14 protein-coding genes are annotated in these 14,868 nt (G+C 71.6%); 3 read left to right on the top strand and 11 right to left on the bottom strand.

Going from position 1 to position 14,868, the window contains the following annotated elements:
• Positions 1 to 22: 22 nt before the first annotated feature.
• Both AC5YDA_RS11255 and AC5YDA_RS11250 read right to left on the bottom strand, forming a co-directional pair.
• The gene (locus tag AC5YDA_RS11255) at positions 23 to 859 is read right to left on the bottom strand and encodes a YwiC-like family protein (protein WP_496188528.1); all 837 of its coding nucleotides are present in this window, start codon (positions 857 to 859) and stop codon (positions 23 to 25) included.
• Positions 856 to 1,887 carry a class I SAM-dependent methyltransferase gene (locus AC5YDA_RS11250; protein WP_496188529.1) on the bottom strand — a complete coding sequence of 344 codons (1,032 nt, stop codon included), beginning with the start codon at positions 1,885 to 1,887 and terminating at the stop codon, positions 856 to 858. Before AC5YDA_RS11250 ends, AC5YDA_RS11255 begins: the two co-directional genes overlap by 4 nt.
• Positions 1,888 to 2,058: 171 nt before the next feature.
• Between AC5YDA_RS11250 and ppdK the strand changes: the two genes are divergently transcribed.
• Positions 2,059 to 4,713: a pyruvate, phosphate dikinase gene (ppdK, locus tag AC5YDA_RS11245; RefSeq protein ID WP_496188530.1), complete on the top strand. Its 2,655-nt coding sequence runs from the start codon at positions 2,059 to 2,061 to the stop codon at positions 4,711 to 4,713.
• 287 nt (positions 4,714 to 5,000) lie between these two features.
• On the opposite strand, the gene deoC is transcribed toward ppdK, so the two are convergent.
• Entirely contained in the window at positions 5,001 to 5,669 is a 669-nt protein-coding gene (deoC, locus tag AC5YDA_RS11240; RefSeq protein WP_496188531.1) for a deoxyribose-phosphate aldolase, read from the bottom strand.
• A 71-nt stretch (positions 5,670 to 5,740) separates the two neighbouring features.
• Entirely contained in the window at positions 5,741 to 7,432 is a 1,692-nt protein-coding gene (locus AC5YDA_RS11235; RefSeq protein WP_496188532.1) for an ABC1 kinase family protein, read from the bottom strand.
• Between the two features lie 61 nt (positions 7,433 to 7,493).
• Here AC5YDA_RS11235 and AC5YDA_RS11230 point away from each other — a divergent pair, with 61 nt between their 5' ends.
• Positions 7,494 to 7,640: a hypothetical protein gene (locus AC5YDA_RS11230; protein ID WP_496188533.1), complete on the top strand. Its 147-nt coding sequence runs from the start codon at positions 7,494 to 7,496 to the stop codon at positions 7,638 to 7,640.
• 73 nt (positions 7,641 to 7,713) lie between these two features.
• Here the strand turns inward: AC5YDA_RS11230 and AC5YDA_RS11225 are convergent, their stop codons facing one another.
• The 5 genes from AC5YDA_RS11225 to AC5YDA_RS11205 all read right to left on the bottom strand — a co-directional run bounded on the left by AC5YDA_RS11225 (position 7,714) and on the right by AC5YDA_RS11205 (position 11,738).
• Positions 7,714 to 8,439, bottom strand: a complete 726-nt coding sequence (locus AC5YDA_RS11225) for a 1-phosphofructokinase family hexose kinase (RefSeq protein WP_496193029.1) — start codon at positions 8,437 to 8,439, stop codon at positions 7,714 to 7,716.
• Positions 8,440 to 8,728: 289 nt separating this feature from the next.
• A complete protein-coding gene (locus tag AC5YDA_RS11220; protein ID WP_496188535.1) occupies positions 8,729 to 10,219 on the bottom strand; it encodes a sensor histidine kinase in 1,491 nt (496 codons plus the stop codon).
• Positions 10,219 to 10,941, bottom strand: coding sequence for a response regulator transcription factor (locus AC5YDA_RS11215; protein ID WP_496188536.1), 723 nt, complete (start codon positions 10,939 to 10,941; stop codon positions 10,219 to 10,221). The genes AC5YDA_RS11220 and AC5YDA_RS11215 overlap by 1 nt, the downstream gene beginning before the upstream one ends.
• A gap of 72 nt (positions 10,942 to 11,013) precedes the next feature.
• Positions 11,014 to 11,313, bottom strand: a complete 300-nt coding sequence (locus AC5YDA_RS11210; protein WP_496188537.1) for an acylphosphatase — start codon at positions 11,311 to 11,313, stop codon at positions 11,014 to 11,016.
• Positions 11,310 to 11,738, bottom strand: a complete 429-nt coding sequence (locus AC5YDA_RS11205; protein ID WP_496188538.1) for a CBS domain-containing protein — start codon at positions 11,736 to 11,738, stop codon at positions 11,310 to 11,312. The genes AC5YDA_RS11210 and AC5YDA_RS11205 overlap by 4 nt, the downstream gene beginning before the upstream one ends.
• Positions 11,739 to 11,821: 83 nt before the next feature.
• Between AC5YDA_RS11205 and metB the strand changes: the two genes are divergently transcribed.
• Positions 11,822 to 12,985 (top strand): cystathionine gamma-synthase, encoded by a 1,164-nt coding sequence (gene metB, locus AC5YDA_RS11200; protein WP_496188539.1) that lies wholly within the window; start codon positions 11,822 to 11,824, stop codon positions 12,983 to 12,985.
• Between the two features lie 3 nt (positions 12,986 to 12,988).
• On the opposite strand, the gene AC5YDA_RS11195 is transcribed toward metB, so the two are convergent.
• Positions 12,989 to 13,693, bottom strand: coding sequence for an EcsC family protein (locus AC5YDA_RS11195; RefSeq protein WP_496188540.1), 705 nt, complete (start codon positions 13,691 to 13,693; stop codon positions 12,989 to 12,991).
• A gap of 110 nt (positions 13,694 to 13,803) precedes the next feature.
• Entirely contained in the window at positions 13,804 to 14,727 is a 924-nt protein-coding gene (locus AC5YDA_RS11190; RefSeq protein ID WP_496188541.1) for a proline dehydrogenase family protein, read from the bottom strand.
• Between the last annotated feature and the right edge of the window lie 141 nt (positions 14,728 to 14,868).

Here is a 14,868-nt window from a genome sequence, read left to right as displayed (position 1 = left end):
TCAATCTAACCCGCGACCCCGGTCAGTCCACCCAGTGCCCGGGCCAGAGCACGAAGCACACCAGCAGCAGCGTGCTGAGGACGACTTCGAGGTACCCGATGTGCCGGGCGCTCCACCTGCGGCCGGGGATGAGCGCCGCACGCAGCGTGGTCAGGGCGAAGAACGGCGTCCACCACCAGGGGAGCATCCCGAGGCCCGCCAGCACCGCCGCCAGGGCTGTCCAGCCGGCGTGGTAGCCGATGGACCCCACCAGCCACGGGCGGGACCCGCGCTCGCGGATGTTCGTCTTCACGTACAGGACGGTGCCGAAGAAGTAGGCGAACACGAGCAGCGTGAGCAGCCAGGTGGGCCAGGTGGTGGTGGCGAGGGCGTCGGCCGGGTCGGGATGGCGCGCGATCGGGATCATCAGGGACGCGGCCGCGATCGTCAGGGCACCGCCGATGGTGGCCCGCTCGTTGCGTTGGGCGGCCAGCCACAACGCGGGCACCACCAGCGGGAGGAACGCGGGCGCCCACAGCAGGATCCGCCAGCCCGCGGTCACGAGCGTCAGGAGGCCGGCCGCCGCGGTGATGGCGGTGTACACCACGAGCGGACGCACCCAGCCGGCCTTGCGCCCCGGCGGGGCCTTCAGCCAACCGGAGGCCGCGTGGAACGCGAAGTAGCCGACCATCCAGCACACGAACAGCGGGACCAGGAACCAACCCGACGCCCCATCGGTGAGCCGGAGGAACGTTCCCAGGAGGAAGGGGACGACGAGCATGGCCCACGCGCCGTGCTGGTTCGGCACCCACCCGGCGTGGCGCTTGGCGCGCGCCTTCCGCTGCGGCTGGGGCTTCGGGCGCGGACGGGGCTCGGTCACGGGCTCGGGTCCTTGAGGGCGCGCGCCACGATGTAGTGCCGGTCCTGCGCCTCGATGGTGGTGATGCCGACGTTCAGGCGCAGTTCGGCGAGGTAGGGCAGGTGGGCGTTGAAGACGAGCCACAGTTCCCCGCCCGGACGCAGCACACGGCTCGCCTCGCGGATCATCTGCAGGGTCGGGGTGGAGTCCTTGGCCGCTCCGATGTGGAACGGCGGGTTGCTGACGAGCAGGTCGATCGAGTTCGAGCGCGTCCCGGCCAGCATGTCGGCCCGGCGCGTGCCCACCCTCACGCCGTTGGCGCGGGCCGTCAGGCGCGCGGACTGGGTCGCGGAGTACGAGACGTCCGTGGCGGTGGTGGTCCAGCCGCGCTGGGCCAGCCAGGCGGCGATGATGCCCGAGCCGCAGCCGACGTCGAGGGCCACACCGCGCGATGAGCGTGGGTCCGTGGCGATGTCACCGGCCGAGCGCGCCAGCGTCCGCAGCAGCAGGTGGGTGCCATCGTCGAGCCGGCTGGTGTTGAACACGGGCCCGCGGGAGACGGCGGTCACGCCCACCTCGGGGTGGTGGCGGCGGGTGGGCCAGCGACGCGGTCCGGGCGTGGCACCCGTGGCGTGCAGCACACGGGACTTCTGTCGGCCCAGGCTGGCCCGCACCTCGGCGAACTGGCGGCCCAGGGCCACGTTCTGGCTCGGCGTCATGTGCTTGGTGCGCCCGCCAGCCACCACGCGTCCGCCCGGCGCGAGCATGCGGGCCAGGTGTTCGGCGTAGTCCTCGAGGGCGGCGACCGACTTCGGCAGGCGGACGAGTGCCAGGTCGGGGGCCCAGCCCTCGGGCGGCCGGGTGGGCAGGCGGTGGGACTCGGGGATGTGGGCCAGATCGCGCAGGTCGTCGCACCAGGTGAGGACCTCGGCGCCGGCGTCCACGGCTGCCCGGGTGAGCCCGCCCTCGACGTCGTCCACGACGAGGACGCGTCCCGGCAGAGGGCCGGCCTCGTCGAGCATCAGGGCCGCGACGGGGTCGAGTCTCATGGGCGCATCCTATCGGCCGTACCAGAACGTGGATGGGTCCGGGTTGACAGGCCTGTGGCGCCGCGACCCACTACGGTGGGTGCTGGACATCCCGGGCGGACGCTCCGCCGTCCGGTGGCCCGCGGGCCGGCACGTCAACGTGGACGGAGCACTTGAAGGAGAAGCCTTTTCATGAACGACCAGACGAAGTACGTCTACGACCTCAACGAGGGTGACGCGTCGCTGAAGCCGCTGCTGGGCGGCAAGGGTGCCAACCTCGCCGAGATGAACCGGATCGGCGTGCCCGTGCCGGACGCCTTCACCGTCACCACGCAGGCCTGCGTGGACACCATGAACAACAACAGCGAGTGGCCCGCGGGCCTGCGCGAGCAGGTCGAGGCCGGCCTGGCGCGCCTCGAGGAGCGCACCGGCAAGCAGCTCGGCTCGGCCGAGAACCCGCTGCTCGTCTCCGTCCGGTCCGGCGCCGTCTTCTCCATGCCCGGGATGATGGACACCATCCTCAACCTCGGCATCTCCGACGAGACCGTCCCGGCCGTGGCGGCGCTGGCCGACGGCAACGAGCGCTTCGCCTACGACTGCTACCGCCGCTTCATCCAGATGTACGGCGAGGTCGTGGAGGGCATCGCCCCCGACGTCTTCGAGGACGCCCTCACCGCCATGAAGGAGCGCAAGGGCGCCGCGCAGGACACCGACCTGACGGCGGAGGACCTCAAGGAACTGACCGCCGAGTTCAAGGCCCTGGCCAACGAGGCGCTCGGCGGCCACTGGACGTCCGACCCGCGCGAGCAGCTGATGCGCGCCGTCAACGCCGTGTTCGCCAGCTGGCTGAACCCGCGCGCCGAGGTCTACCGCCGCGCCAACCACATCTCCCGCAACCTCGGCACGGCCGTCAACGTCCAGCAGATGGTCTTCGGCAACCGCGGTGAGACCTCGGCGACCGGCGTCTGCTTCTCCCGCAACCCGTCCACCGGCGCCAAGGAGCTCTACGGCGAGTTCCTGACCAACGCCCAAGGCGAGGACGTCGTGGCCGGCATCCGTACCCCGCGCGACCTCGCGGAGATGGAGGAGGTGCTGCCCGAGGCGTTCCACGAGCTGTTGGCCACCATGGAGAAGCTCGAACTCCACAACAAGGACATGCAGGACATGGAGTTCACGATCGAGGATCGCAAGCTCTACATGCTGCAGACCCGCAACGGCAAGCGCACCGCCGCCGCCGCCGTGAAGACCGCGGTCGACATGGTCGACGAGGGCCTCATCACCACCGACGAGGCGTTGTTGCGGATCAACCCGTCCGACCTGGACGCCCTCCTGCACGACGCCATCGACCCGGACGAGACCGCCAAGGCGATCGTCAAGGGCCTGCCCGCCTCGCCCGGTGCGGCCGTGGGCACGCTGTCGTTCACCGCCGATGACGCCGCCGAGCGTGGCAAGGCGGGCCAGAAGGTCATCCTCGTCCGCTACGAGACCACGCCGGACGACATCCACGGCGTCATGGTGTCCCAGGGCGTCCTGACCGCCCACGGCGGCATGACCTCGCACGCGGCCGTCGTGGCGCGCGGCATGGGCATCACCTGCGTCGCGGGCGCCCCGGGCATCAAGATCGACGTCAAGGGCGAGACCGTCACCATCAACGGCAAGGCGTACGGCAAGGGGGACACCCTGACCCTCAACGGCTCCACCGGCGAGGTGTTCGAGGGCGCGCTCGCGCTGGTGCCGCCGAAGCTGGACGAGAACTTCCAGAAGGTGGGCGAGTGGGCGGACGCCGTCCGTCGCCTCGGTGTCCGCGCGAACGCGGAGAACTTCGAGGACGCCTCCAAGGCCCGCGAGCTGGGTGCCGAAGGCATCGGCCTGGCACGCACCGAGCACATGTTCATGGCCTCCGACCGCCTGCCGGCGGTCCGCAAGATGATCCTCGCCGAGAACGAGGAGCAGCGCGCGGCCGCCCTGGCCGAGATCCTGCCGATGCAGCAGGCCGACTTCGAGGGCATCTTCACGGCGATGAAGGGCCTGCCCGTCACGGTCCGCCTGCTCGACCCGCCGCTGCACGAGTTCCTGCCGAACATCGTCGAGCAGAGCCTGCTGGTGCAGAAGCTCGAGCTGACCGGCGGGGCGGAGGAGGAGATCGCCAAGGAGCGCGAGACCCTCGCCCAGGTCAAGCGCCTGCACGAGCAGAACCCGATGCTCGGCACGCGCGGCTGCCGCCTCGCGATGCTGTACCCGTCGATCCCCGACATGCAGGCCCGGGCGATCGTCAAGGCCGCCCTGGCGGTCCTGGAGCGCGAGGGCGAGACCGTCGGCGTGGAGATCATGATCCCGCTGGTGGCGATCGACAAGGAGCTCGAGGTCCAGCGCGCGATCGTCGTGAAGGCCGTCGAGGACGAGTTCGAGAAGGCCGGCAAGCGGCTCGACTACACGGTCGGGACGATGATCGAGATCCCGCGCGCGGCCCTGACCGCGAACGAGATCGCCGAGCACGCCGACTTCTTCTCCTTCGGCACCAACGACCTGACCCAGACCGGCATCGGCATCTCGCGTGACGACGCCGAGGCGGGCTTCCTGGGCCACTACGTCGACGAAGAGGTCATCGCCAAGAACCCGTTCGAGTCGCTCGACCAGGACGGCGTCGGCCAGCTGGTGCAGATCGGCGTCGACAAGGGTCGCTCCACCAAGGAGGACCTGAAGACCGGCGTCTGTGGCGAGCACGGTGGCGATCCCGACTCGATCGACTTCTTCCACCGGGCGGGGCTCAACTACGTGTCCTGCTCGCCGTTCCGCGTGCCGATCGCCCGCCTCGCAGCGGCTCGTGCGGCGTTGCGCAACGCCTGAGGCCGCTGAGCAGCTCTGAGGGCCCGGACGCCGTTGGCGTCCGGGCCCTTGGGGTTGTGTTCCCCGTGACGTAGCGCCATCTGGACCACAGGAGCGGCCATCGACTCCGAAGCGCATTGCGTTGACGAGGGGTGATGCCCTGGGTGCTGGAGCCGGGGGAACCACAGGTGGTCCAAATGGCGCTACGGCGGAGGTGTCGGGCGCTTCGGGTCCGTGCCACCGGGAGCGCAGGGCGCAGAACGGCCGGTCCCCGCAGGGAGACCGGCCGTCGTCGAGTGGCAGGAGGCTCAATAGCCCTCCGACGTGCCCCCGTCCAGCACCGCGCGGGTGCCCGAGAGGCCGAGGCGCGTGGCGCCGGCGGCGACCATGGCCTGGGCGGTGTCCCAGTCCCGGATGCCGCCGGAGGCCTTCACGCCGAGGCGCCCGCCGACCGTCTGGGCCATGAGCTCGACGGCGTGCACCGACGCACCGCCGGACGGGTGGAAGCCGGTGGACGTCTTCACGAAGTCGGCCCCGGCCGCCTCGGCCGCCTTGCAGGCGGCGACGATCTCATCGTCGGTCAGCGTCGCGGACTCGATGATCACCTTCAGCACCCCCGGTGCCGGCACCGCATCGCGCACGGCGCGGATCTCGTCCTCGGTGTGGGTCGCATCGCCCGACTTCAGCGCGCCCACGTCGATCACCATGTCGACCTCGTCGGCGCCGTTGCGGACGGCCTCCGCCGCCTCGAACGCCTTCGCCCGCGGGGTGTGCTTGCCCGAGGGGAACCCGACCACCGTGGCCACCTTCACCCGCGGCGAGAAGGGCAGCGGCAGCATCGAGGGGGACACGCAGATGGAGTAAGTGTCCAGTTCGGCGGCCTCGTCGGCCAGTGCCTCGACGTCCGCGAGTGTCGCGGTCGGGGCGAGCAGGGTGTGGTCGACGAGGCGGGCGAGCTCGTCACGGCTGAGGGCCATGGTTCTCCTTCGAGGTCTGGTTCTGCCAGCGTAGTCCGCTCGGCTTCGAGCGGACCACGCCCGCCGCCACCTCAGCCGGGGAGGTCGCTCCGTCCCCGGGCACGGTTGCGCTCGTGGGCCTCGGCACGCTTGCGCGTACGGCGGTCGGTGAGCCAGATGCCGAACACGAGCCCCAGCCCGCTGAGCGCGGCGATCAGGAAGAACACCATCGCCAGTGCGGGGTAGCCGAACAGGCGCGGCCCGCCCTCGATGCCCGTCATCAGGGCGGCGGCCACGGTGATGGCGGCCAGGATGATCCCCATCGTGACCCGGTTCGCCAGCCGCTGCGCGACCGCGAGGATCCGATCCTCGTCGAAGGCGTCCACCCGCAGGGCCAACTCGCCGTCGGCCAGGGCGTCCAGCACGCGGTTGGCGCGCCGGGGCAGGTTCTCGGCGAACTCCTTCGCCTCGAGCGCCCCCGCGATGGCGCTGCCGGGGGAGACGGACAGCCCGGCCCCCACCAGCGTGAGGACGTTCCTCTTGATCGCCTCGCCGGGGGAGAAGGTCGGGTCCAGGTGCATGACGGTCTGGTCGAGGTTCAGCAGGGACTTGCCGACCAGCGACATCTCGGCGGGTGGCCGCAGCCCATGGACACCCGACAGTCGGGCCAGCTCGACCAGCACCGCACCGGCCTGCAGTTCCGAGCCCAGGGTCAGCGTGGACGACACCAGGTGCGACACCTCGTCGCGGAACGCGGCCGGGTCGTGGTCCGGCAGCGGGTGCCCCATCGAGGCGAGGATCGTGGCGACCTGTTCGCCGTCGCCCTCGCCGATGGCCAGCAGCAGCTTGACCAGCTGTGACTGCACGCGGCGGGGCACACGGGCCACCATGCCCAGGTCGATGATGCCGAGGCGTCCCTCGGGCGTGATGAGGAGGTTGCCGGGGTGCGGATCGGCGTGCAACAGGCCCTCGTCCAGGAGCGTGCGCAGCATGAACCGGAACAGCGCCTCGGCCAGGGCCGGGCCGTCGACGTCCAGCATGCCGAGCGGGCCGACGTCGGTGACCTTGCGGCCGGGCAGGTACTCCATGGTCAGCACCTGCGCGCTGCTGAACCGGGGGAACGGCTCGGGGATGACGAGGTCGTCCTCGCCTTCTGCCAGGGCGCGGAAGCGCTGCAGGTTGGCCAGTTCCTTGCGGTAGTCGAGTTCGTCGGCCAGCGAGCGCCGGAACTGGGCCAGCAGGTCGGCCGTCCCCAGGCGCGGGCCCGCCTCGGTCCTGGCGTCGACCAGCGAGGCCACCTGCTCCAGGAGTTGCATGTCGGCGCGCACGATCTCCCGCACGTCCGGTCGGAGCACCTTGACCACCACGTCGTGGCCGGTGACGGTGCGGGCGCGGTGCACCTGTCCGAGTGAGGCCGACCCCAGCGGCTCGTCGTCGAACTCGGTGTAGAGGTCGCGCACGCGCAGGCCGAGCTCCGCCTCGATCCGCTCCCGGACCTGTTCGGCCGGGACCGCGTCCACGCTGTCCTGGAGCCGTGCGAGGGCGTCGGTGTAGTCGGGTGGCAGCAGGTCGTAGCGTGTCGACAACAGCTGCCCGAACTTGATGAACGTCGGACCCATGCTCTCCAGGTCGGAGGCGAGCCGGTCGGCCCCCGACCCCGACCCTGAGGCCTCCTCGGTGTCGGCGACCGCGAGGTCGTCCCTCGGCCCGGCCAGCAACCCCGGACGCGCGTGGCGCGCCAGCAGGGCCATGATCTGGGTGGCACGCTTCAGTTTCTCGCCCATGCCCTTGTGCTCCTCCCCGGGGCCACGTCGGACCATCCACGAGCGAGAATAGGCTGTGGCCATGGCAGCCAACCACACGTGGAGGGCGCGGGTTGTCCCCGCGGCCAGGATCGACCGCCTGCTCCCGCTGCTGACCGCGACCTCGGACGTCACCCACGCCAGCGTGTCCCCGCTGGACGGGCGCACGCTCGCCGAGGGCCCCCAGTGAGGCCGTCGCCCTGGCCAACGACTCCTCCTACGGGCTCAACGCCTCCGGGGGAGCCGGGACCACAGGCGGGGCCTCAGGCGAGCCGGTGGACGGTCACGCCCACCTCTGCCGCCTCGACGGGGGTGGTCACCTCCGAGCCCGGCTGGAGGACGGTCGCGGTCCCGTACGCCACCGCACGCCGGACGCGCTCGGCCGGGCCGAGGCCCTCGGCGCTCGCCAGCAACATCCCCGCGAGGGCCGCATCACCCGCGCCCACGATCGACACGGGCCGGACGGCGTCCGGAACGGCATGCCAGAGGCCCTCCTCGCAGGACAGCAGGGCCCCGTGCGCGCCCAGCGTGGACAGCACCTGGGGAACGCCGCGGTCACGCAGCTCCAGCGTGCCCTCGATGGCGGGTCCGAGGTCTCCGGCGGCCAGTGCGGCGCGGACCGGAAGCCCCGTCACCTGGTGCAACTCGGAGGCGTTGGGTGACATGAGGTCGGGCGGTGTGACGCCCTGGGCGACGACGGCGTTGAGCGCCGGACCGTTGGAGTCGACGGCCACCTTGACCCCGACCGAGCGGGCCAGGGCGGCGAGCTTCACGTACCAGTCCACCGGCGAGCCGGGCGGGAGGCTGCCGCACAGCGCCAACCAGGTGGCGCCGGGGACACTGGCCAGCAGGGCGCTGACGAGCGCGGTCTGGTTCTCGGGGGTGAGCGGCTCGCCGGGCTCGAGGAACCGGGTGGTCGTGCCGTCCGGGTGGGTGATCGACAGGTTGGTGCGGGCCCTGCGGCCGACGGGCACCATGCGGGTCGGCAGGCCCCACGGTGCGCAAGGCCTCGGCGAGCGGATCGTTCTTGTCGACAGGGACGATCGCCAGGGTCGGGTGCCCCGCGGCCCAGATGGCCGCGCCCAAGTTGACGCCCTTTCCGGCGGCGATCCGGTAGACCTGCCCGAGACGGTTCAGCCGGCCGAGGCGGAGCTCGCCCGCCAGGGGGGCGCTGCGATCCAGGCTGGGGTTGGCCGTGAAGGTGATGATCACGGCAACGAGCGTATACCGGGGGAGGTGTCCCCCTTCCGGGCGCCACATCCCGGTCCGGGCCCCTGCCTAGGGGGTTCGTGTGCCCGGCCCCGCCGCGGGGGCCAGCGGGACCCGGACGGTGAACTCCGTCCAGCCCGGTTGGGAGCGCAGGCCCACGCGTCCGCCGTACGCCCCGACGACGGCGGCGACGATCGCCAGCCCCAGCCCGGTCGACTGGCCTCCGGAGCCCGACCGGACGCGGCTGGCGTCCGCCCGGGCGAAGCGCTCGAACACGCGATCCTGCAGCTCCGGCGCGATCCCGGGGCCGTCGTCGGTGACCGTGACCACGGCGTCCGGCCCGTCGGTGGAGACCGCCGTGTGCACCCGGGTGCCGGCCGGCGTGTGGGTGCGCGCGTTGGCGAGCAGGTTGGCCACCACCTGGGTCAGGCGGTGCGGGTCGCCCAGGGCGACGACCTCGGCGTCCGGCAGTGACAGCGTCCAGCCGTGGTCGGGGCCGGCGGCACGGGCGTCCGACACGGCGTCGGCGACGAGCTGGTTGAGCGACGTCGGCAGGACCGCCAGTTCGGGGCCGGAGTCGAGGCGGGCCAGCAGCAGCAGGTCCTCCACGAGCCGGGACATGCGCTCGGACTCCGACTCGATGCGGGTCAGGGCGTGGGCCGTCGTCTCGGGGACGTCGTCACGCTCCCGCCGGGTGAGTTCGGCATAGCCGCGGATGGACGCCAAGGGGTTGCGCAGCTCGTGGCTGGCGTCCGCGACGAACTGCCGGACCTTCGTCTCGGACCGCTGTCGGGCGGCCAGGGCGCCCTCGACGTTGTCGAGCATGTGGTTGAACGCCAACCCGACCTGGCCGACCTCGCTGCGCGGGTCCGCATCAGCCTCCGGAACGCGGACGGGCACCGTCACCTCGCCGGAGTGGAGCGGCAGGCGGGAGACCTGGTTGGCCATCGCTCGCAGGCGCGCCAGGGGGCGAAGGCTGCGCTCGACGAGGGTCCGGGCCGCTAGGAAGGCGATCACGATCACCATCAGGGTCAGCACGGTCGCGGCGACCAGCAGCGACGCCATCGTGGTCTTGACGAACGACGCCGACTGGCCGGTCACCAGCACGTACGTCCCCGGCACGCCGTTGGCCACGCCGATGATGGAGGTCGCGTACAGGCGGTAGTCGCCGAGGCCGTCGGACAGGTGGAGGGTCACGAGCCGGTCGGACGGGACCAGTGTGTCCAGTTGGGCGCGCACCGTGTCGGGGAGGCGCTCGCGGTCGCGGCCCTGCTGGACGATGCCGTCGACGCCCTGGACGTAATAGAGCAGGCCCTGCTGCTGGCCGGGGCCCCCGGGCTGGCCGAAGGGCCGCCCGCGCTCGGTGAAGTCACCACGGAACCGGCTGGCCGAATCGACGATCTGTGCGTCGATCTGGCCCTCGAGGATCCGGTGCATGGACAGCGCGGTGAGGCCCGACAGCAGGATCGCGATGACCGCGACCAACGCCGTCATGGCGAGGATGAGCTTCCGGCTGAGGGTGCCGGCCCCGAGCGGGGAGGGCGGGTCCTGGTGGGTCATCAGCCCGCCGGCTTCAGCACGTAGCCCGCACCGCGCAACGTGTGGATCATCGGCTCGCGCCCGGCGTCGATCTTCTTGCGGAGGTAGGAGATGTAGAGCTCGACGACGTTGGCCTGCCCGCCGAAGTCGTAGTTCCACACCCGGTCCAGGATCTGCGCCTTGCTGAGGACGCGGCGCGGGTTGCGCATCAGGTAGCGCAGCAGCTCGAACTCGGTCGCGGTCAGCTGGATCTCCTCGCCGCCACGGGTCACCTCGTGGGAGTCCTCGTCCAGCGACAGGTCCCCGACGACCAATTGGGAGCCCGGCTTCACCAGGGTCGCGCCCGAGCGCCGCAGGAGACCGCGCAGGCGGGCCACCAGTTCCTCCAGCGAGAAGGGCTTGGTGACGTAGTCATCCCCGCCCGCGGTCAGGCCCCCGATGCGGTCCTCGACGGCGTCGCGCGCGGTGAGGAAGATGACCGGGACGTCCGGCTGTTCGGCCCGGATGCGGCGCATGACCTCGAGCCCGTCGAAGTCAGGGAGCATCATGTCGAGCACCAGCACGTCCGGCCGGGTCTCGCGGGCCGCGTGCACGGCGGACGTCCCGGAGTCGGCGGTGGTGACCTCCCAGCCCTCGTAGCGCAGGGCCATGCCGAGCAGTTCGGTGATGGCCGGCTCGTCGTCGACGGCGAGAACCCGGATCGGTGTCCCGTCCGCCCGGGTGAGGTGCTGGCGTTCGGTCATGGCCCCACTCTGGCAGGCCGGGGTGACGGCTCGCCATGAGTCGGCTGTGCAGTTCCTGTGAACGGCGGGCGTTCAGCGGGTCTCGAAGCCGGTGATGGACGGGTCGGGGCTCCGCCGGTCGACGAGGTGGCCCGTGACCTGCCCGGGGCGTCCGAACACCTTGGGTGCGGTCAGCAGGTCGACGAGGGCGTCGACGTCCTCGGGCCGGCCCTGGACGTCGACCTCGACCGCCCCGCTCCACAGGTTCGCGGCGTACCCGGACAGGCCGAGGCGCGCGGCCTGCCCCGAGACCCACCAGCGGAACCCGACGCCCTGGACGCGCCCCTCGACCCGGACGAGTGCCCGGGCCCGGCCCGCGGCGTCCGGCGTCACTTGTGCAGGTAGCTGACGAGGTGGTTGCGCTCGTCGGTCAGCTGGTCGATGCGGTACTTGACCACGTCGCCGATGGAGACGATCGCCGCCAGTTCGCCGTCCACCTCGATCGGGATGTGGCGGACGCGCTTGTGCGTCATGGTGTGGGCGGTGTCCTCGATGCCGTCGGAGAGGTGGCCCACCACGACGTCGCCCGACATCAGTGCGCCGACCGTCGTCTCCAGGAAGGCGTGACCGGACGTCGCCAGCCCGCGCACGATGTCGCGCTCGTTGACGATGCCATCGATGTGGTGCCCGTCGTCGGAGACGACGACGGCGCCGATGTTGTTGTCGGCCATGAGGGAGACGAGCTCGCCCACCGAGGCGGACCGAGAGATGGTCACGACGGAGTTGCCCTTGCTGCGGATCACGTCTTCGAGCTTCATGGGCGGACGTTACCCGGAACGCACCACGACTCGCCAGAGCACGCGCCGTATGATCGGACCCACCTCGAACGAAGGGATCCCCCGTGGAGCGATCGTTGCGCACCGCAGCAGTCCGGGCCGGCATCGACACCGATGTGGCCGAGGGCGCCGTCGTCCCGCCGATCCACCTCTCGACCACCTACCGGTTCGCGGGCTTGCGTGAACCCCGCACCTTCGACTATTCGCGGTCGGGCAACCCCACCCGCTCGCTGTTGGCGGATGCCCTGGCCGAGCTCGACGGGGCCGCGGGGTCCGTCGTGACGGCGTCCGGCATGGGGGCGATCACGACCGTCGTGCTGGGCCTGGTCGCCGCCGGCGATGTGGTCGTCGCCCCGCACGACGCCTACGGCGGCACCTGGCGTCTGCTGGACGCGCTCTCGCGCCGCATCGGCTTCGACCTCCACCTGTTCGACCTCACGGCGCCGGACGCCGCGGCCCGCGTCACCGCCGCGGCCCCGACGTTGCTGTGGGTGGAGACCCCGTCCAACCCGCTGCTCGCGATCTCGGACCTGACCGCCCTCGGCGAGGCGGCCCGCGGGGTCGGCGCCCTGATGGCCGTCGACAACACCTTCTGTTCGCCCGTGCTGCAGCGTCCGATCGCCTTGGGGGCGGATGTCGTCGTGCAGTCCTCCACCAAGTACCTCAACGGCCACTCGGACGTGATCGGCGGCGTCATCTCCGCAGCCACGCCGGAACTGGCAGAGCAGATGCGCTGGTGGTCGAACTGCCTCGGGGTGACCGGCGGCGCCTTCGACTCCTACCTGACCATGCGCGGGCTGCGGACCCTCGGCGTCCGGATCGCGGCTCACCAGGCCAACGCCGCGATCGTGGCGGACGCGCTGGTCGCCCACGTGGGCGACGGGGTCGACCGGGTCCACTACCCGGGCCTGGCCTCCCATCCCGGCCACGAGCTCGCGGCCCGGCAGATGTCCGGATTCGGGGGCATCGTGTCGTTCGAGTTGACCGGGGGGGAGACCGCCGTCGCCGCCTTCGTGGACGGGCTCGAGCACTTCTCGCTGGCGGAGTCCCTGGGGGGTGTCGAGTCGCTGGTCTGCCACCCCGGCTCGATGACCCACGCTGCCATGCCCGCCGACGTCCAGGCGGCCGCCGGGCTCCGCCCCGGCCTGGTCCGCCTGTCGGTCGGCATCGAGGACCCGGCCGACCTGGTCGCCGACCTCGAGGCGGGCCTGGCGCGCGCCTCGGGCTGAGCCTCAGGCGGTGCGCGGAAACTCGGCCCGCGCCTGGTCGCTGATCCGCTTCATCATGGCCAGGTCGACACCGGCACCGACCAAGCCCCCGGCCACCGGGACGAGCTTGCCGATGCGGGAGAACACGCGCTCGCCGACCGAGCGCAGGAGCCGGAAGCCGACGGCCTTCTGCACCACCATCAGCGCCGGCTTCGGCAGGGTCCCGCCGAACGTGGTGAGGGCCGCCGAGGTGCCGACGCCCACGCCGGCCTTGGTCAGGATGTCGGCGGAGTCGGAGCCCACCAGCGTCAGCAGCACTGCGGTCCGGATCGTCGGGTCGCCGATGTCGTGCCCGCGCAGGTGCGCCACCGCCGCGGTCATCCGCGTGGCCTGCACGTAGAACTCGAAGACGTTGGCCGGGATCGCCACCACCATGGTGAGGAAGCCGCCCAGGGAGGTCACGAAGCCGCCCGTCGCACCGCCCAGCAGGTGCTGACGAACGACGGCGTCCACGGCCGTCTCGACATCACCGTTGGCCTTGGCCAGCGCCTTCTCGGCGAGCTGAGCCGCACCGGGGAAGCCGGGGACCCCGTCGATGCCGACGCCGGTGAGCTGTTTGATCAGCCTGGTGACCGCGTCGTCGCCCCCGGTCGGATCGTTCGCCTCGTCCAGCGCTGACCGCGTGATCGTGACGTCCTCGTCGCGTCGGAACATGTCGAACAGGCCCATGGATCCCCCTTGGCTCGATGGCGTGCGTTCGCCGGTTGGAGAACGACCCTTCCGCACGCGCGCCGCCGGCTCAAGGGCGGACAGGCTGAATCAGGGTTGGTTCGGGGACATCAACTCCGGGACAACAAGGCCTTCCCCAGCAGTGCCAGGTTCGCCGGCTTCTCGGCCAGGCGACGCATGTAGTAGCCGTACCAGTCGGCACCGTAGGGCACGTAGACGCGGACGCGGTGGCCCTCACGCGCCAACCGGAGCTGCTCGTCGGGGCGGACGCCGTAGAGCATCTGGATCTCGTAGCTGTCCACGGAACGACCCGCGACCAGCAACTGGCCCAGGGCGGCGGTGATCATCGCCGGGTCGTGGGTGGCGATCATCGGGTACGCCCCGCCCGCGATCAGCACGGCGAGGCACCGTGTGTAGGACTCGCGGATCTCCGGCATGCGCTGGTGGGCCATGGCGGCGGGCTCTGCGTACGCGCCCTTGCACAGGCGGACGCGGGAGCCCTCCCCGGAGAAGTGGGCGCAGTCCTCCTCCGTCCGGAACAACATCGACTGCAGGACCACCCCGGTCCCGGGGAACTCGCTGCGCAGGGCGTCCACCAGGGCGTGGGTGGCGTCGGTGGCGGTGTGGTCCTCGGCGTCGAGGGTGATGGTGATGCCCGCCTCGGACGCCGCGGCCGCGATGCGCTGCGCGTTCTCCAGCGCGAGACCCTGTCCGTCGGGCAGCGCCTGGCCCAGCGCGCTCGCCTTCAACGACACTTCCGCCACGTCCGTGAGGCCGGCGTCGGCGAGCCGCCGCACGAGCCGGATGTTGGCCGCGGTGGCTTCCATCGCGGCCGTCCGTGTGGTCGTGTCCTCGCCGAGGGTGTCGATGGTGGCCAGGCGTCCGGACGCCTTGAGCTCGCGGACGGCACCGATCGCGTCGTCGATCCGTTCGCCCGGGACGAACCGGTCCACGGTGCGCCGGATGAGTGGGAGGCGGGTCGCCACGTCGCGCACGGTGAGGTTGCGCGAGGCGGTCAGCAGCAGGTTCTTCATCGATCCCCCTGGAGTGCGGTTGGGCGCGGGATCGCCGCGCACCCAGCGAATCTACCTCGTGGCACCGGCGTCACGCGCATCCCGGGGAAAGCGCCAGGGGCGGCGATCCCGACGCCTCCGCGTCAGGATCGCCGCCCCGGG

It is taken from the genome of Propioniciclava sp. LT294, from assembly GCF_059516005.1.
This window is presented reverse-complemented; position numbering and strand designations above follow the sequence as displayed.

Excerpts from the sequence above, each read along its gene's own strand:
- AC5YDA_RS11250 (WP_496188529.1), bottom strand. The coding sequence starts at position 1,887 with ATGAGACTCGACCCCGTCGCGGCCCTGATGCTCGACGAGGCCGGCCCT.
- ppdK (WP_496188530.1), top strand. The coding sequence starts at position 2,059 with ATGAACGACCAGACGAAGTACGTCTACGACCTCAACGAGGGTGACGCG.
- deoC (WP_496188531.1), bottom strand. The coding sequence starts at position 5,669 with ATGGCCCTCAGCCGTGACGAGCTCGCCCGCCTCGTCGACCACACCCTG.
- AC5YDA_RS11235 (WP_496188532.1), bottom strand. The coding sequence starts at position 7,432 with ATGGGCGAGAAACTGAAGCGTGCCACCCAGATCATGGCCCTGCTGGCG.
- AC5YDA_RS11230 (WP_496188533.1), top strand. The coding sequence starts at position 7,494 with ATGGCAGCCAACCACACGTGGAGGGCGCGGGTTGTCCCCGCGGCCAGG.
- AC5YDA_RS11220 (WP_496188535.1), bottom strand. The coding sequence starts at position 10,219 with ATGACCCACCAGGACCCGCCCTCCCCGCTCGGGGCCGGCACCCTCAGC.
- AC5YDA_RS11215 (WP_496188536.1), bottom strand. The coding sequence starts at position 10,941 with ATGACCGAACGCCAGCACCTCACCCGGGCGGACGGGACACCGATCCGG.
- AC5YDA_RS11205 (WP_496188538.1), bottom strand. The coding sequence starts at position 11,738 with ATGAAGCTCGAAGACGTGATCCGCAGCAAGGGCAACTCCGTCGTGACC.
- AC5YDA_RS11195 (WP_496188540.1), bottom strand. The coding sequence starts at position 13,693 with ATGGGCCTGTTCGACATGTTCCGACGCGACGAGGACGTCACGATCACG.
- AC5YDA_RS11190 (WP_496188541.1), bottom strand. The coding sequence starts at position 14,727 with ATGAAGAACCTGCTGCTGACCGCCTCGCGCAACCTCACCGTGCGCGAC.